The sequence below is a fragment of the Bacillus sp. PS217 genome (assembly GCF_037963535.1).
Classification (GTDB): Bacteria; Bacillota; Bacilli; order Bacillales; family Bacillaceae; genus Bacillus; species Bacillus subtilis.
Map to the genome: position 1 here is coordinate 2,731,609 of NZ_CP150157.1, position 21,668 is coordinate 2,753,276.

At 43.0% G+C, this 21,668-nt stretch carries 26 protein-coding genes, 1 pseudogene and 1 other annotated feature; of the genes and pseudogenes, 4 read left to right on the forward strand and 23 right to left on the reverse strand.

Annotated elements, in window-relative coordinates:
• The first annotated feature begins 81 nt into the window (after positions 1-81).
• Both nifS and NSQ83_RS14230 read left to right on the forward strand, forming a co-directional pair.
• The gene (gene nifS, locus NSQ83_RS14225; protein WP_029727121.1) at positions 82-1,269 is read left to right on the forward strand and encodes a cysteine desulfurase NifS; all 1,188 of its coding nucleotides are present in this window, start codon (positions 82-84) and stop codon (positions 1,267-1,269) included.
• Positions 1,229-1,771, forward strand: a complete 543-nt coding sequence (locus NSQ83_RS14230; RefSeq protein WP_004398582.1) for a transcription repressor NadR — start codon at positions 1,229-1,231, stop codon at positions 1,769-1,771. Before nifS ends, NSQ83_RS14230 begins: the two co-directional genes overlap by 41 nt.
• Before the next feature lie 23 nt (positions 1,772-1,794).
• On the opposite strand, the gene pheA is transcribed toward NSQ83_RS14230, so the two are convergent.
• From pheA to spo0B, 4 genes are read right to left on the reverse strand one after another with little or no spacing between them, the layout of a single operon-like run.
• Entirely contained in the window at positions 1,795-2,652 is an 858-nt protein-coding gene (gene pheA / locus NSQ83_RS14235) for a prephenate dehydratase (protein ID WP_014477545.1), read from the reverse strand.
• Between the two features lie 16 nt (positions 2,653-2,668).
• Positions 2,669-3,112: a transcriptional regulator ThrR gene (thrR, locus tag NSQ83_RS14240; protein ID WP_003222630.1), complete on the reverse strand. Its 444-nt coding sequence runs from the start codon at positions 3,110-3,112 to the stop codon at positions 2,669-2,671.
• Positions 3,113-3,172: 60 nt separating this feature from the next.
• Positions 3,173-4,459, reverse strand: a complete 1,287-nt coding sequence (gene obgE / locus NSQ83_RS14245) for a GTPase ObgE (RefSeq protein ID WP_003246161.1) — start codon at positions 4,457-4,459, stop codon at positions 3,173-3,175.
• A gap of 33 nt (positions 4,460-4,492) precedes the next feature.
• Positions 4,493-5,071 (reverse strand): sporulation initiation phosphotransferase Sop0B, encoded by a 579-nt coding sequence (gene spo0B / locus NSQ83_RS14250; protein WP_004399131.1) that lies wholly within the window; start codon positions 5,069-5,071, stop codon positions 4,493-4,495.
• A 77-nt stretch (positions 5,072-5,148) separates the two neighbouring features.
• Between spo0B and NSQ83_RS14255 the strand changes: the two genes are divergently transcribed.
• A complete protein-coding gene (locus NSQ83_RS14255; protein ID WP_003229671.1) occupies positions 5,149-5,271 on the forward strand; it encodes a hypothetical protein in 123 nt (40 codons plus the stop codon).
• Positions 5,272-5,391: 120 nt separating this feature from the next.
• Here NSQ83_RS14255 and rpmA read toward each other — a convergent pair whose 3' ends face one another.
• From rpmA to radC, 11 genes and pseudogenes are all read right to left on the reverse strand, one after another.
• Positions 5,392-5,676: a 50S ribosomal protein L27 gene (gene rpmA, locus NSQ83_RS14260; protein ID WP_003222623.1), complete on the reverse strand. Its 285-nt coding sequence runs from the start codon at positions 5,674-5,676 to the stop codon at positions 5,392-5,394.
• Positions 5,677-5,688: 12 nt separating this feature from the next.
• A complete protein-coding gene (locus tag NSQ83_RS14265; protein WP_003229669.1) occupies positions 5,689-6,027 on the reverse strand; it encodes a ribosomal-processing cysteine protease Prp in 339 nt (112 codons plus the stop codon).
• 2 nt (positions 6,028-6,029) lie between these two features.
• Positions 6,030-6,338 (reverse strand): 50S ribosomal protein L21, encoded by a 309-nt coding sequence (gene rplU / locus NSQ83_RS14270; protein WP_003229668.1) that lies wholly within the window; start codon positions 6,336-6,338, stop codon positions 6,030-6,032.
• Between the two features lie 13 nt (positions 6,339-6,351).
• Positions 6,352-6,427: a sequence feature (ribosomal protein L21 leader region), on the reverse strand.
• Between the two features lie 57 nt (positions 6,428-6,484).
• The gene (gene spoIVFB / locus NSQ83_RS14275; RefSeq protein ID WP_014480452.1) at positions 6,485-7,351 is read right to left on the reverse strand and encodes a stage IV sporulation intramembrane metalloprotease SpoIVFB; all 867 of its coding nucleotides are present in this window, start codon (positions 7,349-7,351) and stop codon (positions 6,485-6,487) included.
• A complete protein-coding gene (spoIVFA, locus tag NSQ83_RS14280; RefSeq protein WP_004398684.1) occupies positions 7,344-8,138 on the reverse strand; it encodes a stage IV sporulation protein SpoIVFA in 795 nt (264 codons plus the stop codon). Before spoIVFA ends, spoIVFB begins: the two co-directional genes overlap by 8 nt.
• Positions 8,139-8,286: 148 nt before the next feature.
• Complete coding sequence (gene minD / locus NSQ83_RS14285) at positions 8,287-9,093, reverse strand: septum site-determining protein MinD (RefSeq protein ID WP_014664846.1); 807 nt, start codon at positions 9,091-9,093, stop codon at positions 8,287-8,289.
• Between the two features lies 1 nt (position 9,094).
• Complete coding sequence (gene minC / locus NSQ83_RS14290; protein WP_004398901.1) at positions 9,095-9,775, reverse strand: septum site-determining protein MinC; 681 nt, start codon at positions 9,773-9,775, stop codon at positions 9,095-9,097.
• A gap of 52 nt (positions 9,776-9,827) precedes the next feature.
• On the reverse strand, positions 9,828-10,346 hold the full coding sequence (gene mreD, locus NSQ83_RS14295; protein WP_004398811.1) for a rod shape-determining protein MreD: 519 nt from the start codon (positions 10,344-10,346) through the stop codon (positions 9,828-9,830).
• Positions 10,343-11,215 (reverse strand): rod shape-determining protein MreC, encoded by an 873-nt coding sequence (mreC, locus tag NSQ83_RS14300; protein WP_009967915.1) that lies wholly within the window; start codon positions 11,213-11,215, stop codon positions 10,343-10,345. The genes mreD and mreC overlap by 4 nt, the downstream gene beginning before the upstream one ends.
• Before the next feature lie 30 nt (positions 11,216-11,245).
• On the reverse strand, positions 11,246-12,259 hold the full coding sequence (gene mreB, locus NSQ83_RS14305) for a cell shape-determining protein MreB (protein ID WP_003229650.1): 1,014 nt from the start codon (positions 12,257-12,259) through the stop codon (positions 11,246-11,248).
• 91 nt (positions 12,260-12,350) lie between these two features.
• A pseudogene (gene radC / locus NSQ83_RS14310) lies at positions 12,351-12,656 on the reverse strand (DNA repair protein RadC); the annotation flags it as partial.
• A 127-nt stretch (positions 12,657-12,783) separates the two neighbouring features.
• Here radC and NSQ83_RS14315 point away from each other — a divergent pair.
• A complete protein-coding gene (locus tag NSQ83_RS14315) occupies positions 12,784-12,936 on the forward strand; it encodes a hypothetical protein (RefSeq protein WP_042975112.1) in 153 nt (50 codons plus the stop codon).
• 537 nt (positions 12,937-13,473) lie between these two features.
• Here NSQ83_RS14315 and NSQ83_RS14320 read toward each other — a convergent pair.
• From NSQ83_RS14320 to NSQ83_RS14355, 8 genes are all read right to left on the reverse strand, one after another.
• Positions 13,474-13,716 carry a helix-turn-helix domain-containing protein gene (locus NSQ83_RS14320; protein ID WP_042975111.1) on the reverse strand — a complete coding sequence of 81 codons (243 nt, stop codon included), beginning with the start codon at positions 13,714-13,716 and terminating at the stop codon, positions 13,474-13,476.
• 445 nt (positions 13,717-14,161) lie between these two features.
• The gene (locus NSQ83_RS14325; RefSeq protein ID WP_167568575.1) at positions 14,162-14,977 is read right to left on the reverse strand and encodes an N-acetylmuramoyl-L-alanine amidase; all 816 of its coding nucleotides are present in this window, start codon (positions 14,975-14,977) and stop codon (positions 14,162-14,164) included.
• Positions 14,978-15,020: 43 nt separating this feature from the next.
• Positions 15,021-15,443 (reverse strand): holin family protein, encoded by a 423-nt coding sequence (locus NSQ83_RS14330; protein WP_167568573.1) that lies wholly within the window; start codon positions 15,441-15,443, stop codon positions 15,021-15,023.
• A gap of 49 nt (positions 15,444-15,492) precedes the next feature.
• The gene (locus tag NSQ83_RS14335) at positions 15,493-15,693 is read right to left on the reverse strand and encodes an XkdX family protein (RefSeq protein ID WP_042975107.1); all 201 of its coding nucleotides are present in this window, start codon (positions 15,691-15,693) and stop codon (positions 15,493-15,495) included.
• Positions 15,694-16,059: a hypothetical protein gene (locus NSQ83_RS14340; protein WP_167568571.1), complete on the reverse strand. Its 366-nt coding sequence runs from the start codon at positions 16,057-16,059 to the stop codon at positions 15,694-15,696.
• Positions 16,060-16,070: 11 nt separating this feature from the next.
• Entirely contained in the window at positions 16,071-17,867 is a 1,797-nt protein-coding gene (locus NSQ83_RS14345; protein WP_339238572.1) for a BppU family phage baseplate upper protein, read from the reverse strand.
• A 12-nt stretch (positions 17,868-17,879) separates the two neighbouring features.
• Entirely contained in the window at positions 17,880-19,775 is a 1,896-nt protein-coding gene (locus tag NSQ83_RS14350) for a teichoic acid biosynthesis protein (protein WP_339238575.1), read from the reverse strand.
• Between the two features lie 10 nt (positions 19,776-19,785).
• Positions 19,786-21,651, reverse strand: a complete 1,866-nt coding sequence (locus tag NSQ83_RS14355; protein ID WP_339239241.1) for a prophage endopeptidase tail family protein — start codon at positions 21,649-21,651, stop codon at positions 19,786-19,788.
• Between the last annotated feature and the right edge of the window lie 17 nt (positions 21,652-21,668).

Below are 21,668 nucleotides of genomic sequence, written 5' to 3' on the forward strand. Positions count from 1 at the left end.
CACCTGTCTTGACACCTATATTTACACAAGGATAAAATAAACTCAAGAGTTTTTTATGGAGAACGGATGGAGGAAGACCGGATGATTTATTTAGATTATGCAGCGACAACGCCTATTTGTGAGGAAGCCCTTACTGTATATCAGAAGCTTAGTATGGATATGTACGGAAATGCCAGCAGCCTGCATGATGCAGGAGGAAAAGCAAAGCACATACTGGAGTACTGCCGTGAAAAAATCGCCAACATCATTGGCGGAGAAGCAAGCGGCATCTATTTTACAAGCGGCGGCACTGAATCCAATTTTCTGGCCATTCAATCATTGCTAAACGGCCTGCCAAAAACGAAAAGACATTTTATTACGACTGCCATGGAGCATCAGTCCATTCACAATTGCGCTGCTTTTTTGGAACAGCAGGGGTATGATGTAACAGTCATTGAACCAAATGAATACGGGCTTATTACCGAGGAAATATTACTAGCCCATATCCGGCCGGAAACAGGCCTTGTATCTATTCAGCATGCAAATTCTGAAACCGGGATCATTCAGCCCATTCACCGCCTGTCTTCATACCTGCACAATAAGGGCATTCTTCTTCATTGCGACGCTGTTCAAACGTTTGGAAAGATCCCGATCAATACAAAAAATCTGGGAGTAGATGCACTCTCAATGTCCAGCCATAAAATCCACGGTCCAAAAGGAGTAGGGGCGGTCTATATCCGTCCGGATGTCCCTTGGAAACCCGTTTATCCTCTGACTACTCACGAATACGGATTCAGAGCCGGCACCGTAAATGTTCCCGGGATCGGTGCCTTCACTGCCGCTGCAGAATTGATCGTAAGCGAAATGGAAAAACAGATATCCCGCAATGAGGCATTAAGAACATACTTTCTAGACCAAATCCGTATTCGGTCTCTCCCTGTAACCCTTGCGGCAGACACTTCGCAAGCAGAATGTCTTCCGCATATTATAGGGTGTTTTTTTCACTCATTTGAAGGACAATATGTTATGTTAGAATGTAATCGGAGTAATATTTGCATTTCAACCGGCAGCGCTTGTTCTGCAGGTTACCACGGTCCGTCTGAAACAATGAAGGCATTAAGAAAAACCGAACAAGAAGCTCTGCAATTTATCCGCATCTCTTTTGGCAGGCATACAACAGCTGAACAGCTGGAACAGTTATTACATACGTTTACAGTGCTTTGGGAACAAAAGAAAGGAGAATTTGATATTGACCGAAGAATTAAAGCTAATGGGCGCCAACAGGCGTGACCAGCTTCTTCTGTGGCTGAAGGAATCTAAATCACCGCTGACAGGAGGAGAACTCGCAAAAAAAGCGAACGTTTCAAGACAGGTTATTGTACAGGATATATCGCTCTTGAAAGCGAAAAATGTACCGATTATCGCCACAAGCCAAGGATATGTATACATGGATGCAGCCGCTCAGCAGCACCAGCAGGCAGAAAGAATCATAGCATGTCTGCACGGTCCTGAACGGACAGAAGAGGAACTGCAGCTCATCGTCGACGAAGGCGTTACAGTAAAAGACGTAAAAATCGAGCATCCCGTGTATGGAGATTTAACTGCAGCCATCCAAGTAGGCACCCGGAAGGAAGTTAGCCATTTCATTAAAAAAATCAATTCTACGAATGCTGCCTACTTATCACAGCTGACCGACGGCGTGCACCTGCATACACTGACAGCACCTGATGAACATCGCATCGATCAAGCTTGCCAAGCCCTCGAAGAAGCCGGCATTTTAATTAAAGACTAAAAAAAGCCCTCTAGAGGGCTTTTTTATAATTGGTAAGACTGGTATGCACCTAGGAGCTTCACTTTGCAGCCGAGCGCTTCAAGCTCCTGCATGGCCCCTGGAATCAATACATCATCAAACGCTTTTTCAATATCAATAATAAAGAAATAATGGCCTAATCCGGTTTTAGTCGGACGTGACTCAATTTTTGACAAGTTTAAATTTCTCCAAGAAAATGCAGACAGCACTCTATGCAGCGCCCCGGACTGATCATCCTGCGGCAGCATGACCATTAAGGTCGTTTTGGGCCTAGAACTCAATTTTGAATTCACTTCAAAAGATATGTTTTCATCAGGAGACAGGATAACAAATCTTGTATGATTGTCCCTATAATCCTGTATATCCCGTTTCACGATTTTTAATTCGTATGTAGAAGCTGCCATATCATTGGCAATGACCCCGATATTCAGCTCGGGATGGTCACTGACAAACTTTGCTGCCGCCCCGGTAGAATTGGCGTATTCATATGGAACGGAAGGAAAATGTCGATGAAGAAATTTATGGCATTGCGCAATCGCGTGTGAATGTGAGTAAATTTTGTCGAGCTCTTTCCATGCATTCTCTCTAGAGGGATGGACGAGCAAGTGCTGATGAATCGGCAACGTCATTTCACCCACGATTGGCAAGGGCTGTTCATGTATTAAATAGTCTATTGTTAGATTAACAGATCCTTCTAATGCATTTTCCAAAGGAACAAAAGCAAAATCAACTTCGCCTGCAACGGCTGCATCTATACACTCCGGAATGGTGCGGTAAGCAACATGTTCGGCGCCGTTTTGAAAACAAGAACTGACTGCTAGATGTGTAAATGTAGCTGCTGGACCTAAATAACCGACTTTCATGACGATTTTCTCTCCCTTATGCACCTGAACCTAATATTTCAACCTTTTCTACAAAATCAAACTTCCTGAGCTTATTCATTAATGTATGAATGTCTTCTTCCATTGCCGACGTACTGATAGACAGTGTCACATTTGCTCTGCCTTGAAGCGGAATGGTCTGGTGAATGGAAAGAACGTTGCTTCCAGAATCAGCTACCGCCTGAAGAAGCTGAGATAACGCACCTGACCTATCCTCCAAATGAAAGAAAAGTGTGATAATTTGTTCTTTTACCATGGTGTAGAATGGAAAAACAGCATCCCTGTATTTATAAAACGCACTTCTGCTTAAATCGACCTTTTGAACGGCATCTGCTACTGAATCTGCTTTTTTTCGATCAAGCAGCTTTTTGACTTCTAATGTTTTTCTCATTGCATCGGGCAATACATCTTCACGGACAAGATAAAATGTCTCCTCTTTCATTTGCATCCCCCCTTTAAAATAGAGAGCCTGGCACCAGGCTCTCTTTTCAGCCAACATTCATTAATCAATAAATTCAAATTCAAATTCCAGAAGCCTGATTATATCTCCATCCTTGGCTCCGCGTTCTCTGAGTGCTTCATCAACACCCATTCCGCGCATCTGTCTTGCAAACCGTTTAACCGATTCATCACGTGAGAAATCAGTCATCTTGAATAACCGCTCAAGGCTGTCTCCTGAAAGCACAAATACACCGTCTGGATCGCGTGTAATGTTAAATGGCACTTCTTCATTTTCCATCGTGTACATGACACGGTTTTGTGTAAGCTCTTCCTCGTCATACAGCGGGAATTCCGGTGTGTTCTCAAGCTGATTGGCAACCTCAAACAGAAGCTCACGCAGACCTTCTCTTGTCACCGCACTGATCGGGAATACCGGATAATCATCCGTCAGCTTTTCTTTAAAGGCTTCGAGATTTTCCGCAGCCTCCGGCATGTCCATTTTATTTGCAACGATAATTTGCGGACGCTCAGTGAGACGCAGATTGTACTCGCTCAGCTCCTGGTTAATCGTAAGATAATCATCATATGGATCACGGCCTTCTAAGCCTGACATGTCAATGACGTGAACAATAACCCTTGTCCGTTCAATATGGCGCAAAAACTGGTGGCCAAGTCCGACGCCTTGGTGTGCGCCTTCAATCAGCCCCGGCAAATCAGCCATGACAAAGCTGCGTCCGTCATCCGTTTCAACCATGCCGAGATTCGGGACAAGCGTTGTAAAGTGATAGTCCGCAATTTTCGGTTTTGCAGATGAGACAACAGACAGCAAAGTAGATTTTCCCACACTCGGGAACCCGACAAGTCCGACATCTGCAAGCACTTTTAATTCAAGAACAATGTAGCGTTCTTTTCCCGGCTCGCCGTTTTCTGAAAGCTGAGGCGCGGGATTAGCCGGTGTAGCAAAGCGGCTATTCCCTCTTCCTCCTCTTCCGCCTCTTGCAATGACAGCCCGCTGTCCGTGCTCTGTTAAATCAGCGATGACCTGTTTTGTATCATCGTCTGTCACAACGGTGCCCGGCGGAACTTTAATGACCATATCATCAGCATTTCGCCCGTGCTGGTTTTTGGACATGCCATGCTCGCCGCGAATCGCTTTAAAGTGTTTTTTGTATCTAAAATCCATCAGGGTGCGGAGACCTTCATCTACTTCAAAAACGACGTCTCCTCCCTTTCCTCCGTCACCGCCGGCAGGGCCGCCTTTCGGCACATATTTTTCACGGCGAAACGCAACCATACCGTTGCCGCCGTCGCCGCCTTTTACATATACTTTGACCTGATCTACAAACATAATGTCCTCCGTTCTAAACCGTTAAAAACTCCGCTAGTCCAACCCAATTTCAATCAGACATTCGTGGCTCGTGATTTCAAAACGCATGATATCAACGTCCTCATATCCATTCTGCCGAATATCATCAAAAGCAGATGGATCGGCAAAGGCGCCGTGAAAATCAAGGTACAGAATCAGCTGTCTGTCAGGATGATCCGTTTGAAGCGAAACCGTTAAATGATTTTCACTCTCTCTGCTGACTGCTTGATCAAACAGATGAAACAGCTTTCTCATCAGTTTCGCCAGCTTTTGATCATAAGCCGACAAATCCTTAATTTCTCCGAGAACTTCATATTCAAGCGTCATATAATGGGTTTTCCAATTAAACGTAAGAAAATCAAACGCCAAATGCGGTGTTTTCAGGTTTGAGAGCTTTGATTCGTGCTTTGCGTCTATAACCATTTCTTCAATCATTTCAAAGACACGGTCATACTTCTGTAAGCTTAAGTTTCCTTTAATCAGCTGCAGCTTATTCATCCAATCATGCCGGGAATGGCCAAGCAGATGAATCAGTTCGTTTGTTAATGCCGTGTCGCTTATATTTTCTTCTTGATTTTTTGAAACATCCTTCATTTTCGCACTCCCAATCATTTAATTTCTTATTTAGGAGTCTGTATAAGTGTGTATTATGAATTATAACAGAGAAGGCTTTGTTAGAAAAACAATTGTTTTTCCCAGAAATATCATGTTCCTTTTTTCTGGCTTTGGTTGATTTGCAGCCAGGCAGAACATTTTATGTATTACTGCTTGGGGAACATATCCAGTGGGTTTGAGATGTTTATTCTCATTCTTGGCGGGGTCTGCTCGCACATACTCTGCATTTCATTCTAGGTGTTTACTCCGCATATTGCAAAAAAAACTCCAGTCATCATCGACCGGAGTTTTTTGAATCATTATTGAGCTACAGGATATACGCTCACTTTTTTGCGGTCACGGCCGAAACGTTCGAATTTAACAGTTCCGTCGATTTTCGCAAATAGAGTGTCATCTCCGCCGCGGCCCACGTTTTCACCTGGGTAAATTTTTGTTCCGCGTTGACGGTAAAGGATAGAACCGCCTGTTACGAATTGACCGTCAGCACGTTTAGCACCTAAACGTTTAGCCTCAGAGTCACGTCCGTTCTTTGTAGAACCTACTCCTTTTTTAGAAGCGAAAAACTGAAGATCTAATCTAAGCATGTAGCTCACCTCCTATATTATGTTTGTGGTCACACGCAAGTTGTCTTTGTAATCCCGTTCGATTGTCTCCAGCGAAACAATCATGCCTTCAATCAGCAGCTGAGCTTTTTGGCGTGCCTCTGGATCAAGAGATTCAGGGAATTCAAAATAAAAATAACCCCCGTCCTCCCCTATATCAAGAAGCGGCTCGAAGCCCGCGAGCACAATGACCGCGTTAACGGCTCCAAACACAACGGCTGTCACTCCGGCACAAACAAGATCTTGTCCATGTTCAGCAAAATTCGCATGGCCCGTCATTTCAAAAGACAATATGCCTTTATCATGAGACCTCCTGATTGTTGCCTGAATCATGCTTACGCGTTGATTTTTTCGATCGTCACTTTAGTGTAAGGCTGACGATGACCTTGTTTTTTATGAACGTTTTTCTTTGGTTTGTATCTGAAAACAGTGATTTTTTTCGCGCGGCCTTGTTTTTCAACTTTAGCCGTTACTGTTGCGCCTTCAACTGTAGGGTTGCCGACTTTCACGTTGTCTCCGCCAACAAACAAAACGTCTTCAAAAGTAACTGTTTCACCTGCTTCAGCAGCAAGTTTTTCGATGTAAACAGTTTGGCCTTCTTCAACTTTGATTTGTTTACCGCCTGTTTTAATGATTGCGTACATTCTCTGCACCTCCTATTAGACTAAGACTCGCCAGATACCAGGGGGCTGTAAAAGCTCTTAACACCTGTACTGAGCGGTTGTAGCAATGGTGCTACATCCATAACATTAAAAAATATACCAAAATACAAGGCGTTTGTCAATCAGTTTTAGTAGGGCAGAAGCAGTTCCTCCATGGAAGAATTCGTCCGCTTATCGGCAAAGTAAGCGTGCAGCACTTCATTCTCGTCAAGCTGGCTGAGCTTTTGGCCTGATTTTTCTATAATAATCGGATGCTTACAGCCACGTTTGAACTCGGCCATCACATGATAGACTTTATCCTCCGCCTTTACTGTCAGCGGCAGAAGTTTCTCAAGCTCCCTGTTTTTTCCGTAATACCTTTCGAGGAGAAATCTCACATGGATATAGTGCCTTTGCCGATATTCCTCAAACAAGGAAACAGCCAGAAAGACAAACAAAACCCATGCGCTGATTTGCAGAGGAATCACGAATAAAACCCAGCACCCGAGCAGCAGGCAGAAGCAGAGCGACGTTTTTAGATTAAGTCGGTGAGCCTTTTGAAAAGGCAGCTGTTTGGAAAACAACAAAAATAACAGTTTTCCTCCATCCAGCGGCCAGATCGGCAGTAAATTGACAAATAAGATAGAAAGATTATAAAAGGTGAAGAGTTCAAAGGTATGCTGATGAATCACTGAGACTTCTGCAAGCATCCAGGCGGCAAACTGAAGCCAGATGTGCTGAAGAGGTCCGGCAATAATGACCGCAAACTCTTCCTTTAACGGCCGATTCCCGTGCTCTTCCACTTCGACCGTTCCGCCAAACGGCAGCAAAAAAACACGCTTGATTCTCCAAGAAAAAAACACAGCCAGAGCAGCATGCCCCAGCTCATGAATCAATACAATCAGGAGCAGACAAAATAATGCTTTCATATGGCCTGTGAGCAAGCCCAGCGCCGCGATAATCCAAAGAAAAGGATGCACATGGATCTTTAAGATAAGGTCGAGCCATTTATTCAAATGAAATCACCTGAATCGGATCAATAAATTTATCGCCGTCTTTCATGGCAAAATAATAGACCCCTTTATTATGATCATCAAGCTTAATCGAACCGAGCTTTTTGCCTTTATCCACAAAATCATATAAAGCAACATCCACATCTTTGAGCTCGCCATAGATACTATAGGTGTTGTCAGCATGCTGCACCTTAACCGTCAGTCCCGTCTGGCTGTCTTTGCTGACTTCAACCACATAGCCTTCTTTTACACTATCAATCTTATCGCTGCTTGTTTCGACTTTAATTCCTTCCCCATTGTCCTGAAAATCCTGCTGTACTTTCCCGGATGCAGGCGCGATCAGATCTTTGCCTACTTCAATCTGCTGTTCCTTATTTTTGTGTTCAGGAGCCAGGAAAGCAAGCGGATTTCCGAATTTGGTTTCGAACCAATGGCTTGCTGAGGCAAATTGAAATTCAGTTTCAAAGGTTTTGGCTACGGCGGGTTTAATCTGACTGACGGGTCCAATGTTTGTTTTATAGGCTATAGCTGAAACGAGAACAAGGCAGGCCGACAGAAGACATTTCAGGATAATTGAATCTGTTTTCACCAATGGGTGTTTTCCGTTGAATGTTGGCATGTTATCTTCATATACCGGGAGTGTTCCATGTTTTTCCTGATCCGTTACCATCACCCAGGACGGGGGTTTCTGCTTTTCAGAAACTGTCTGAGTAGAGAAACGTTTTGAGCCGGAAAGCTGCTTTCTTCTTTTCTCTAATCGTTTTCTGATTTCATCTGCTCTGTGACTCATTGCCATCATCCTTTGCATTCGTTGGGTTTGTACATCATATGTCTTGTCCATGGCAAATATTCGGTTTAGTCAAGAACAAAGCAGGCAAAAACAAAAAAACCTGACACAGCATATGCTTTGTCAGATTCTTCTCTTTGATTCTATCACATTAAGATCTTACTCCGAAAAATGACTTAATCTTAGCCATCATTCCTTTGTTTTGCTCTTCAAGCACCTGTAAAGGAACAGATTCACCTAAGATGCGGCGGGCAATATTGCGATATGCAATAGAAGCGCGATTTTTCGGGTCCATCGCAATCGGTTCACCATGGTTGGAAGCTTTGATGACTTCATCATCATCAGCCACGATTCCGAGCAAATCGATCGACAGATGCTGTACGATTTCGTCGATATCCATCGTGTCACCGTTTTTCATCAGGTGATTTCTGATTCTGTTTACAACAAGCCGCGGCGATTCAACATTTTCTTCTTGCTCCAGCAGCCCTATAATACGGTCAGCATCACGAACAGCTGAGATTTCAGGCGTAGTGACCACAATCGCTTTATCAGCTCCGGAAACGGCATTTTTGTACCCTTGCTCGATTCCGGCAGGACAGTCTATGATGACATAGTCAAATTCCTGTTTGAGCTCTTGGACCATGTTTTTAATTTGTTCAGGAGCAACAGCTGTCTTATCGCTCGTTTGAGCAGCGGGCATTAAATAGAGCAGATCATCGAAACGTTTGTCTTTTACGAGCGCCTGATGCATTTTGCATCTGCCCTCTACAACGTCTACCAGATCGTAAATAATTCTATTTTCAAGACCCATTACAACATCAAGGTTGCGCAGTCCTATATCAGTATCTACTAAGCATACGCGCTTCCCTAAAATGGCTAAGGCGGTACCGAGGTTCGCAGATGTTGTTGTCTTACCTACTCCGCCTTTTCCCGAAGTTATTACGATAGCCTCACCCAATTCACATTCCTCCCTCAAGCCTTGTTAGATCAGGTCTTAAATGAGCCAAATGTTGAAGGCGTTCAATGACCATATTTCCGTCTGTATCTAAATAAGCACATTCCATTTCGTTCCCTTTTTGAATGTGGTCTGGGGAGCGATTTAACACATGATTGATTCTTAATTGTGTCGGAAGCATTTCAGAGGCGGCGATGACCGCTTGATTATTTCCATTAAACCCGGCATGCGCGATTCCTTTCAGTGAGCCCAGAACAAAAATGTTCCCTCCGGCCCTGACTGTTCCGCCGGGATTCACGTCACCGATCAGGAGCAAGTCGCCTTTTACCTGCAGCACTTGGCCTGAACGGACAATTTTTGAAACAGAAATAATTTCGGCTTCCTCTCTTATCTGCTGTGCTTCTTTTTTAGTAATGACTTCACTGTCAATAGAATGAACAAACAAATCTTTCTTTGACGCAATTAATTCGGTTAGCTGTTCCTCTTGCTCCTTATATAAAAAGCGATTTCCCAGCTTAACATGAACGCTGATTTTCTGGCCTTTTCCATCGGTATATTGTTCAATTGACAGCATATTCTGAAGACCATCGAGAAGCTCATCAAAAGAACATGCATCATCCAGATGCAATGTTAGTCCATTCTTTGTTCCTTTTATTGTTACATATTGCTGCTTTTTGGTCTTCACAATATTCACCTCAACAACATACTCATTTCGTCAAAAAAAGATAAAATCCTTTTTACTCATCTCTCAATTCTTTCTTTAGACTCATAAAAAACAATCTAAATGGCAGAACAAGAATAAGAGCTGCTGCAATATTTAATAAAATTGTCGGTATAAACCGGTCAAGCACAAATCCGTTAAACGTCATAATATCTTTATGAATCAAAGACTGAATGCCGAATACGTAAAATTCGAGCAGACAGACAGCCAGAACTGCTATCAATATCACTACAAATGCGTTTGTATGTAACACTTTAAACGCTTTTGAAGCCAAATAGCATAGCCCTGCAAAACCAAACATGTAAACGCCTAATAGACTTGTATAGTTCATGTCATATAGAAAACCAAAAATAAATCCGTAAATCATCGCGTGTTTTTGGTTGATAAAAGCCGACATGAATATCAATACAAGCATCAAAAAACGCGGGGCGAGCACTTGGTCATCTGTAACGAAAGGAAAATGCACCAAATCTGTAAAAATGCTTTCCGCAGAAAAAACAAGCATCATAACGAAAGGGAGAAGGAAACGTTTCACGATCCTTCCTCCTCTGTATCGACAGTCGGCACGTCACGGTTAACAACGATCACATTATTTAAATCTGTAAGGTCAGCCGCAGGTTTTACATAAGCAACCTTCGTTAATCCATAGGAATCTGACTCGATATCAGTCACTTCACCGATTGTCAGCCCTTCTGGGAAAACACCGCCTGTCCCTGATGTTTCAATAAGATCGCCTTTTTTCACGTCTTGTTTATCCTTACGCTCAATAATTGTCATCTTAAGACGTTTTTTCTCTTTGTCATATCCTTCGATCAAGCCGTAGCCTTTGCTGCCTTTTTTTCCGGAAATTTTTGTCGCGACTCTGTTATTGCGGTCAGTATCGCTTAAAAGCTGAACAGCAGACGTAAAATTGTTAAGTCCGGAGCTTTTGATCTTGCCGATTAATGCGCCTTTTTCGTTTGTAACGGCCATATCTTTCGCTACGTTTTGCTGAGTCCCCTTGTTAATGGTGACCTGTTTCGCCCAATTATCAGGGCTTCTGGCGATGACCGTTGCTAAAATCGGCTTGTAATCTTTAATCGATTTGACATGGCCAAGCTCGTCACGCAAGGATTTGTTTTCTTCTTCAAGCTCTTGAAGCTTAGCTTCATATTGTGTCTGTCCGTCAAGTTTTTCTCTTAGACGCTCGTTTTCTTTGTATGTGTTTTTTAAATCATTGATGTTCTCAAATATTCCTGCAAAAAATTCGGCAGGCGTATGAAAAATATTTTGAAATACTCCCGTCGTATCGCCGATCACTTTCTCAGGCCAGGTGGTATTGCGGCCGCCCTTCAGCGAAAATCCAATCATAGCCACCAATATGATAATACACAGAAGTAATAGCATTAACCGCTTATTCGGCATCGTGTTACACCTCTTCTATTGAACTCCCGATTATCTAGTTTTCCCTTTGAAAAGATGGATGTGCTCCAGTGCTTTCCCTGTTCCGATCGCTACACAATCAAGCGGATCTTCGGCGATAAGAACCGGCATTTTTGTTTCTTCGCTGATGACTTTGTCCAAATTGCGCAAAAGCGCTCCGCCGCCGGTTAACACTATACCTCTGTCCATGATATCTGCTGCAAGCTCAGGCGGTGTTTTTTCGAGTGTGCTCTTCACTGCTTCGACAATTGTAGATACAGTGTCGCGTAGAGCATTAGAAATCTCTTTTCCTGTAATTTCAATTGTTTTCGGCAGACCTGTCAGCAAATCGCGTCCGCGGATTTCCATGTTGTCGGATTCTTCAGGAGCTTCTGCAGATCCGATTTCCATTTTAATCGCTTCAGCCGTACGGTCACCGATCATCAGATTGTACGTTTTTCTGATGTAGTTGATAATCGCGTCATCCATCTCATCACCGGCTACACGGATTGACTGAGACGTTACGATGCCTCCGAGGGAAATAATCGCAACTTCTGTCGTACCGCCCCCGATATCAACAACCATGCTTCCAGTCGGTTCCCAAACTGGCAAATTGGCTCCGATTGCTGCGGCAAAAGGCTCTTCAATCGGATACGCGTCACGCGCTCCCGCCTGTCTTGTCGCATCGATAACAGCGCGTTCTTCAACAGCTGTAATGCCTGATGGGACACATACCATTACATATGGTTTTCTGGCAAACATGCCTTTATTTTTTATGGCCTGATTGATGTAATATTTCATCATCGTCGCCGTTGTTTCATAATCAGCGATAACGCCGTCTTTCATCGGGCGCAGAGCCACCACGTTGCCCGGTGTCCGTCCAATCATATTTTTCGCATCATTTCCGACAGCGACAATCGATTTCGTATCCGTCTGCAAAGCGACAACTGACGGCTCTCTCACAACAATTCCTTTTCCTTTTACAAAAACAAGCGTATTCGCAGTTCCAAGATCTATACCAAGGTCTCTAGCACCAATTCCAAACATATGTATGTATCTTCCTTTCTTAAAGCAAAAATACCCTAAAGGGAAAAACTCATAAACTCTATTATAGCTTAATTCGACGAAAAAAAAAGTGTTACAAATATCCTTTTTCCTTTAAACTCACAAATTTTTTATCCCCGATCACCAAATGGTCAAGCAGCTCGATGCCAATCAGGTTTCCGCATTCAAACAGCCGTCTTGTCACTTCAATATCTTCCCTGCTAGGCGTCGGATCTCCAGAAGGATGATTATGAACACAGATAAAGGAAGCGGCAGATCGTTTAAACGCTTCTTTAAACACCTCTCGCGGGTGGACAATAGATGAATTCAGGCTTCCGATAAATACGGTGCGTTTATGGATGACTTGATTTTTTGTATTTAAGTATAAACATGTAAAATAGACATAAATACAGAAAATATCTAAGGATACGTATGTTAGACGCACAGCTGCACGAAATGTTTCAAAAAAATTTTTCAGATTTTAAAAAAGGTTTATAATTTAAGTAGAAATAACCAGGGAGGCACTTATGAACATTAATAAAATAAGATCAGCGCTCTACAAGTCGGCTAAAATTTTAGGGGATGTTAATGCTGCTAAAAACGGCACTCTCGGGAAACGTATTGCCCGCCGTGCAGCCGGTAAAGCAACAAATAAACTATTACGGAATCTATTTAAATAAAAAAGGAGAATTGGGAAAGATGCAGTATTCCTCATTATAGGAAGGAGTGATTAAGATGAAAATTCAACGTGAGTTACCGGTAGGTACACACCATGACCCAGCAATTGGAATGGGTTTAGGTCGTGAAATAAGAGTAGGCGCATAAGTAAAAAGGCCTTTCGTATGACGAGAGGCCTTTTGTTTATTGATGGACACGGCAGCCGCAATCACAAAGGAAATGGACGTGCCTATTACCGTACCAATCGCAAACATAATTAGTCGATTCTTTACGGCATGATGGGCAAGTGATAGCCGGCTTTTCTGCTGGCTCTCCTTCGTGCTGCTCGTATATCTCTATAACTTCATTAAGTAGGAAGGTAGTTCTTTCAAGTTCTTCAAGTAGCTCTTTTGGCAGCTCTTTCACACCTATCACCTCAAAAAGAAGATAACAGAACATTTGTTCTTAAACAATCAAAAAACCCTCAGTTCGAGATAAAGGGGAGAAAAGTACCATGTGATTACTAGATAAGTAAAAAAGCCCTGCTCATATGAGTGGGCTCAATTATTATGGGGGCGATATTTTTTATTTGCTTCAAGTTCTTCTTTTAAAGCCTCCGCATCCTGGCGTAAAAACAAACTTGTATTCCCTATCTTTTTTACAGCTTCAATGCGTTTGTCACTTATCAACTTACTCATGCGCTGCTTATTTACCCCTAAAATCTCGGCAACTTCGGAAGTGCTGAGGACCTCAGTTTTTACGAAGCCCTCAACCTCCTGGCGACCTCTTAAATGAAATTCCATGTTATTTTCTCCTTAAAGCCATATCTTTGAGAACAGCATAAATTGTCAATGCTACAATTATAGCCATTACAGACGTTGTAAATGCGTTTGTCCAAAAGGAGCGCACGCCTATCGCTGCCGCACTCAAAAGAATTAATGAAAAGATGAACTTTTGGTTTTTCTTCATTTTTTATGCTAGACTGATTATAATGTTATTGAGAAGCGAGCTCCCACTCGCTTCCCTGCAATCGTTAATCCTTCTTATTATCTTTCTTGTTACTATCGTGGGACTGCTGAAAAATCCAACCGATAGAAACAACATAGAAGATAATTTGAAGGATTTTTATTATGTTGTCTAGCATTTCCTCACCTCCTTATATATTTATTATAGCATATGTGTAGACATTCGTCTATACATATAACAAAAAAAATTTCCCTCCCTTGGTAAAAAGAGAGGGATTTTCTATTATAGTAGGGCTTCTAATTTTGCTTTTGTTTTCGGTCCGTAGATACCATCTGCAGAAAGCCCGTGCATCAGCTGGAACCGTTTGACCGCGTTTGCTGTTTTCGGACCATACACGCCGTCAATGCCGTTATTCTTCGCTCCTTTGTCTGGGTAGAAATAAAGAGCCGCCAGCGCTTTCTGAATCTGTGTTACAGACGCGCCTTTCATCATTGGACTTTTCACTTTATAGATGCCAGAAGGCAGCGCATATGACGTTTTCTTTTTGCTTGAGCTTGTTGTTGTCTTTTTGGTTGTGTTTGTTTTGCTTGAGCTTGTTTTCCCGCCTAGTGACTTCAATTCTGCTTCAATGGCAGCCTTAACCTCATTCCATCTACCCTCTGACAAAATACGGTGAGGACAATACTTGCCATTCCAGTCTTGGTGTTTGCGGACACGGTCAATACCCCAGCCTCGCTCTTTGAGCAGCTGCGCCACAAACTTAATCGCCAGCTTTTCTGCTGCCTTATATTTAGCGCCTCCTGACTTGCTGTAGCAGATTTCAACCCCAATAGACTTACGGTTCCCTGTGCCGTTTGTGCCGTCTCCTGTGTGCCATGCGTTACGATTTAACGGTAGCCCTTGAATAACCTCTTTGTCATCAACGGCAAAATGAAAGCTTGTCGAGCTAGTATTTCCGATCATATAGCTGATCTCATTGGCAGCTGACGCGTCATTCGCTGTATTGTGGATGGTGATGTATTCAGCGTCCATGTGATTAGGACATTTCAAACCATATTTAGCTTCTGATACAAGATTCTTTTTCACTTTGATTGTCATAAGTGTTCTCTCCTTTATTTTTGATATAGAAAAAGCCGCCGGGTTATCCAGCAGCCTGTTCATCCTTTTCATTTGTTTGATCATTGTCATTTTCGATTACGTGAAGCCGGTCAGTGATGGCAGCCGGAATCTTAACGCCGATTTGTGCCAGGTTCTCCGTAATGGAAAGCCCCTCATTTGCGATATAAAAAAGAACGGTTCCAAATGTCAGGACACCGTTCAGATTGAGGATTGTATCTACGATATTTGCCACAATGACCACCAGAAAACTAAGCATTTTCCGTACATAACCAAACCATGCGCTTCGGCTCCGCAGCTTTTTGAATTTCCAAGCCTTGATCACGCCCGTTATTACGTCGAGAATACTGAGAACCAGCAGTAAATCAAGGTACTTCACACCCCCAAACAGGTAAACTCTCGCTAAATCCAATGTTTCAAAATTAATAAACACCGTTGTCTCCTCCATTTCTTGTTATCACCTCCTTAGAGGCAAAAATAAAAACGCCTATTAAGCGTTATCCTTCTTTGTTCAATTCAACCCCAGCAGGCTCGTCAGTCTCCCCAGAAGGGACGTCGCTGGGAGAAGGGTATTCCTTTCCGGTAATTTCTTTGTATTGAATATCTGTTATCTTGCCTAGTTCCACATATTTAGCAACATCTTCATCATTGTAAGCCTTCCAGCTGTAGCAGTATTGAATACATTTAAACCATTCCATTTACAACACTCCTTTTTCAGTCAAAGACATTAATAGGCTCGCTATTGTCTCGGCTTGCTCTTGCGATTGTTTTTGAGTTTCCGCCAGCTGCATGAGCAGCAACGCGTTTTGTTCTTTTAATTGGCTTACCGGCGACACTTCGGATGCCCCGGCGCTTAGAATCTCGTCAATCTCTTCCTGTGTGGCTGTCTCCGTCCATTCTTGATTCTCTGTATCGAACTTTGGTTTGAATAATGAAGGAGAATCCGGCAGCTCTACGGTCGTGCAATCTGCAGGAATGATATAATCACCTTTTTCGTCTATTTCAGTGACTAATATGGGTTCAATAAACATATAATTTTCATCATATCTATAAACCTGTAACATTCTTAACCTCCTTAGTTTAAAGCGACAACGGCATCCATGTAGTAACCCGTCACATTGCTGTCATTGTTTGAGTGAATACCGGTCAGCTTCATATCTCCGCTCGCATTAATAAATAACTTACTATACCCCGTAGTACCTGAAACCGGGACCATCACAGCCGCACCGTTTGCCGGCAATCTGTCAGATGGAATTGTTCCGCAAACTACTTCTCGAGTAGCTGTAATATGTCCGCGTAGAAGAAGTAGATTGCCCCACTTCACATACTGAAACGGTCTGTCACCGGTAGATGCGCCGTTTTTAAGCGTGACGTTTTGCCATATTAAGCTGTCGTACTCAACATCTGTAACAAGCTTTTTCCACCCTTGCCAATACGTTGTACTGCCGTCATAGTAGTTTGTAAAGACATTATTCTTGTAATCTGTAGCGTAAACCCATCCATACATACCTTTCCCGTCTGAAGAAAGGCCGGTCAGATGAAATATCCCTCTTGTTGAATATGTTGAAGGAGCGTTAACAGCTTTTCCATGCGCATAGAAAGTGCCCATCGACCGCCCCTGATCAACTATTTTTTGGAGAATGTCCTCTCCTTCATTAGCTGCGATTGATACGCCCCCGTGATCTGCAGTAATTTTAGATAATTGAGCACCATTCCACTTATCCTTATCAGCTTGCACAACGTGTCTTACGCTGTTGTAGTTATGTGCGTTAAATTCCGCTAAAGAAGCTTGCTGCACATTATCGACTTTATCCAAGCCAACTTGCGCTTTCGTAACGGCATGTGGGTTGTCCTTTCTATTTGCGTGAGCATCGACTTTCTTTTGAGCGCCAACAGTGCTTTCTAATTCAACCCATGCCGTCCATGTTATAGAATCGTTTTTTCTCAGTCTAAATAATACTTGTTCTCCCTTATATCCATCATAAGCTATTTGTACAAGGGTGTTTTTAGAGCTCATCACGAGGAGAAAGGCATAGGGCAGACCTGGACCATTTAGCCCTTTATTGTATATTAAATACATGCCTGTATCCGTTAAGTCGTTATAATCAGTGACTTCTGTTGCACTCTTATAAATCACTCTCCCATCATCTTGGGTGATTTTGTGGATCTGCGCCCCATTCCATTTAGACCTTTCAGCTGTTGAAATGTGCTTAACAGCATCCGATACATGCAGGTCAAAATCTTGTTTAGAAGCTTGCTGCACATTGTCCACATTGCCCAATCCTATTTGGTTTTTCGTCACCCCGTGAGGGTTCGACTTATTCCTTGTGTGAGTGTCCAGATTCGCCTGGACAGCGTCAGCTTTCTCCTGTGCGCCTGCCTTTGTCTCAACATTATCCAAGTCTTTAAATTTCTCCTGAAGGTCCGCCACTATCGCCTCAACTGACTGCCTCAATGACTCAAAATCTTCAATGTAATACTCAGCAATTGGGACAATATCCGAGTCAATAAGGTCTTTGTCTATCTGAAAAGCAAACTGAGTGACGCCCAGTGACTGTTTATTGTCGTAATACAAATTAAGAGACGCTTGAACCTTGCCGTAATGCTTGATTTCCTCACTTGTCAAAACGTATTCAGCAATGCCGTTCAACTTATCGACAATCGTAATATTCTTGATGAACTTACTGCTGTCGGCCATCACCAAAACAAGTTTCCCAGTCACCGCGGACAAAGGTAAAGGGACGCCATCTTTGAACACTTCAAATGTCAATTTGGCCGTCCCTATATCTTGCGTACTAAAATGTATGTTTGTTGTCCTGCTACTTGAGCTAGTGCCTACATTGGCACTTATCGCAGCATCTTTATAGATCATGAATCCCCCTCCTTACCCTATTGGGAAGACAATATTTAAGTATGTGTAAGTGACCTTGTCCACACTGTTTACATTAAAGCCCCATGCAACAATTTCACCGTTGGCACGCACATCTATTTTCCGATCCCCAGACGTTCCTGCAACCTGGCAACCGGTAAACCAGGCCTTCCCTGGTCTAGCACCTGCCGGCAGGACTGCAAATATTACCCCGTCCGTTTCCGGAATTTTAACCCTTCCGCGCAAGTAAACAAGACCGCCATTAATGGCATACTGCAGCTTATCATCTGAATCCGGATTTGAAGCCCCGTTTTTTAAAGGTAGATTTGTCCAATCTAAAGCCTGACTGGACATAAGCTCCGTCCAATCTCCGGCAACACCTGCGTTAGTTACAACACGGGTAAAAATTTTGATGGGTCGCCCTGTAGAGTTTCGTGTCAGTGTCTGAATAACAGACCCCGAAATGTCAGCCGGCGCAACATGAAACCACCAGCCCGCGTCCCCACCTGCTGGATGATCTGTAAGCTTGGAAGTCTCGGCCGTAGTCATATAATAATAGCCAACTTGGCGAAAGTCTTTTAGTTTCGTTATTCCATCGGGCAGCCGCTTTGCATTTCCGTTGTTTTTCGTTAACGGGTAGCCCTGAAACCCTTGTGATAGGTCTGTGGCAAAGGCAGCCGCATTGTCTTTTGAGTGGTAGGCATACACTTTTGCCAGGCGCTTTCCGACTGAACCCGTTGCAATCGCAGCGAATAATGATTTCTTCCCTGTCATTGGGTCTTTATAAAGAAAAACGGATTCCGGCTCCCGAAAATCCCCCTCGTATTTCCCATCAGGACCTCGGCCAAAATCACACGTAATACGTTTTTTAAGCTTCCCATCTTTGAAGCTAAACAAAGACAATTCTGCTGGGTATGTGACGCTGTTTGTATCTCCTGTGTACCAATACAAGTCGTATCCGTCGATAGTGAAGCCCTGCAGGTAATGCAAATCGTTTGGAACTGTCACTTCTCCCAGCAGGTTATCAATACCGTTTTTCACGTCATTCAATTTACGCAGCTGCACAACGCTGTCATCGTTGCTGTCTTTTAAACGTAATGCAATTAAGCCGTTTTGTTGATCAATTACAGGGATAGCATACAACTCAGTAAATTTGTTGAATCGTTTAATCCCACCGTTTCCGCCGTTGATCGTCGCACCGGCAGTGTACGGGAAACGAACCAGGTCATGACCAATCGTACTGCCGTTTGAATCGACAACATCATAGTTTGACCAGATATACATTCTGTCGTTTTCTCGTTCAAGCCCGATTGTGGTACCGTGCCCGCCATGAATGACTGTCATGCTATCAAGCATTACGCCGTTTTTATTCATCCTGGTAATGACGAAGTTTTGACTTTGATCTGTGTTGCCACTCCCCACCTGGGTAGCGTAAATATCGCCTGTTTTCTCGTCGATTACGAAACACTGCAGCACCGTTTTATCTGCAAGGTTCAAACTCGTGTGATAAACGGGCGGTATTGTCGTGTAATCGAATCCGTATTCTTTTTGAACAGAGGCATCAAGGTCAGAGAGTGATTTCTCAATCTCTACAACACGCTCATTCGCTGTGTCAAATTCTTTACCTTCACGATTTATGCGTAGGTCCAGAACCTCTTTTACGTTCGTGCCATCTGCTTTGGTAATCACGTTGGCGAAACGCTTTTTCATCGTTTCTAGTTCTGTAGAAACAGAAAGACCGCCGTGATCAATTTGACTTGATTTATGGGCGGTCGTTGAACTTTCATGATATTTAAGTTTATTGTTAAGCAGATTGACTTCCGTTTCGGTTGCCTTGGCGTTGTCATCCAACTGAGTGAACAGTTTGGCATTCGGTGCATCCCCATGCCTTTTATTAAGATAAAGCGTCATGTTTTCACCTCTATTTCTGTCCTACTATGAGGATTTTTACTTTTGAACCTTCTGGAACACCCAGAGGATCACTTATTTTTCCGTCTTTATAAAGGGTTATATTAATGATGTTTGTGTCCACATCTTCCGCGTACAACGTATAGCCCGCCTCTTTCATAATGGAATTGGCATCGCCGGTCACATACTGGATTGCATAATCATCATCCGTATTCAAAGAAAGAATGCTCGCCGCCAAGGAAGCAAAACCATCGCCAGAAGATACAGACCATTCACCATTTAAAAATTGCAAAGAGAAAGTATATGTGGTCTGCTGTGAGGCCTGCGTATTCGCAAGGCTTTGCTTTATTTGATTGATCTCAGCAAGCCCAGAAGCCAATTGATTTTGGTAATTCTTGATAGCCTGCTCCTGATTCTTCGCACGCTTTTTCTCTTCAATTTCCATGTCTACACGGCTTTTTCGTTTCCCGTCAATTGTCAGGTCAGAAGGCTGTTCTGGTCTCAATGGGTTATATGAAGCCCCAGTTGCTCTCAGCTTCCCATCAAAAGTGATTCCGTTTAGGGGCGTATCAGCATATACACGAATGGTGTCCCCTGCCATAACCGGCTCTTCTATATCAGCCAGGGCCTGATCTAACAATTCCACATAGTCGGCATCATAGGACACCTCTGCATAAGGATTGACTTTGGTCTTAAGCAGCTTAATCATATCCTCTTTTTTGGTGATAGAATCATCTGTGACCGGTTCCGCCCAGGATGGCTGCCCGTTGATTAGAAACTTTTTTTCTTCTGGGTGAACATAGGTGACCGGAGGAAAGACATACTTTTCATCCTCATTCTTGAAAGTTCTGTACACCCCAATAATGTTGCCGCGTAGGAGATACATGACCGGGTCAGCTTTCTTTGCGCCTTTGGTATTTGGGTTATTGCTGTCCCTGCCTTTAAAGGTAGCTACTACTTTATAAGTCTTATTGTCCAAGCCGCGAATGACATCAAACTCTTTTTCTGTCGGGGCTGAATCTTTATAGACAGATATGGTTTTTGTCTGATCACCTATTTTAAATTCCCATTTGCCGCCCAGCTTCGACACAAGAGTTTTGAATTTAAAGCCTGTCCCTGTGAAAGAGAAAGAAAACGTGGCTCCTATTTTCTTCGTATAATCAGCTTTTAATGAGCTATCATACGCCCAGGTGCCTGTTTTTGAATCGTAGGGAATCGATTGATCTCCCAGGATGTCTTTTTCTTCTTTGAGCTTCCCGTATCCTCTCACCCGTGTTGTCGTGTTATCTTCGCTTGTTGTGATCTGTAAAGACGTTAGATTCGAAAGGTTATCCAGCCTTTTTACAATCTCTTTGCCGGCTTTTTTGTAGATGTATAAATGCGTGTTATCCGGGATGATTTCAACCCCAAAGGTAGAAATGATTTCGTCCATCAGTTCAGAGGTCTTTTTATTGCCGAAACCTTCCAGCTTTTTAGCCCCGATCCCTTTCGCATCCGGCATAATTGTAAATGTGATTTCACTGCCTTTTACTGCGTGCTTAAGTGCTTCATTGAGAGTTTTTGTGCCTTCTATCGTCTCATGCACAACATGCTTGATCGCCCTAAAGGAATAGATGTGCGTGGCTGTTATGTCTTTCGTTAGCAGAGCGCCTTCCTGTTTGATCGTGGGCGTGTTAATGAAATACTGCTGCTTTTTATATCGCACCTCGTCGATAATAATAAAATTTCTCCCGACTAAAGCATTGAAAGGGATCTGATTGTATTCAGTCAAGGTAATTGAAAAAGATAAATCTTTTTTCCCGGTGACATCATCATTCACTTTAGGTTCAACGTGAATAAGCTCATGTTTTTGACCGGTTTTAATGTCATGAACAAACATCTGATTCAAAGAGCATC

Bases quoted from the DNA above. Each gene is read 5' to 3' on its own strand.
- nifS (WP_029727121.1), top strand. From the start codon at position 82: ATGATTTATTTAGATTATGCAGCGACAACGCCTATTTGTGAGGAAGCC.
- pheA (WP_014477545.1), bottom strand. From the start codon at position 2,652: ATGAAAGTCGGTTATTTAGGTCCAGCAGCTACATTTACACATCTAGCA.
- thrR (WP_003222630.1), bottom strand. From the start codon at position 3,112: ATGAAAGAGGAGACATTTTATCTTGTCCGTGAAGATGTATTGCCCGAT.
- obgE (WP_003246161.1), bottom strand. From the start codon at position 4,459: ATGTTTGTAGATCAGGTCAAAGTATATGTAAAAGGCGGCGACGGCGGC.
- spo0B (WP_004399131.1), bottom strand. From the start codon at position 5,071: ATGAAGGATGTTTCAAAAAATCAAGAAGAAAATATAAGCGACACGGCA.
- rpmA (WP_003222623.1), bottom strand. From the start codon at position 5,676: ATGCTTAGATTAGATCTTCAGTTTTTCGCTTCTAAAAAAGGAGTAGGT.
- NSQ83_RS14265 (WP_003229669.1), bottom strand. From the start codon at position 6,027: ATGATTCAGGCAACAATCAGGAGGTCTCATGATAAAGGCATATTGTCT.
- rplU (WP_003229668.1), bottom strand. From the start codon at position 6,338: ATGTACGCAATCATTAAAACAGGCGGTAAACAAATCAAAGTTGAAGAA.
- spoIVFA (WP_004398684.1), bottom strand. From the start codon at position 8,138: ATGAGTCACAGAGCAGATGAAATCAGAAAACGATTAGAGAAAAGAAGA.
- mreC (WP_009967915.1), bottom strand. From the start codon at position 11,215: ATGCCGAATAAGCGGTTAATGCTATTACTTCTGTGTATTATCATATTG.
- mreB (WP_003229650.1), bottom strand. From the start codon at position 12,259: ATGTTTGGAATTGGTGCTAGAGACCTTGGTATAGATCTTGGAACTGCG.
- NSQ83_RS14315 (WP_042975112.1), top strand. From the start codon at position 12,784: ATGAACATTAATAAAATAAGATCAGCGCTCTACAAGTCGGCTAAAATT.
- NSQ83_RS14320 (WP_042975111.1), bottom strand. From the start codon at position 13,716: ATGGAATTTCATTTAAGAGGTCGCCAGGAGGTTGAGGGCTTCGTAAAA.
- NSQ83_RS14325 (WP_167568575.1), bottom strand. From the start codon at position 14,977: ATGACAATCAAAGTGAAAAAGAATCTTGTATCAGAAGCTAAATATGGT.
- NSQ83_RS14330 (WP_167568573.1), bottom strand. From the start codon at position 15,443: ATGGAGGAGACAACGGTGTTTATTAATTTTGAAACATTGGATTTAGCG.
- NSQ83_RS14335 (WP_042975107.1), bottom strand. From the start codon at position 15,693: ATGGAATGGTTTAAATGTATTCAATACTGCTACAGCTGGAAGGCTTAC.
- NSQ83_RS14340 (WP_167568571.1), bottom strand. From the start codon at position 16,059: ATGTTACAGGTTTATAGATATGATGAAAATTATATGTTTATTGAACCC.
- NSQ83_RS14345 (WP_339238572.1), bottom strand. From the start codon at position 17,867: ATGATCTATAAAGATGCTGCGATAAGTGCCAATGTAGGCACTAGCTCA.
- NSQ83_RS14350 (WP_339238575.1), bottom strand. From the start codon at position 19,775: ATGACGCTTTATCTTAATAAAAGGCATGGGGATGCACCGAATGCCAAA.
- NSQ83_RS14355 (WP_339239241.1), bottom strand. From the start codon at position 21,651: ATGTTTGTTCATGACATTAAAACCGGTCAAAAACATGAGCTTATTCAC.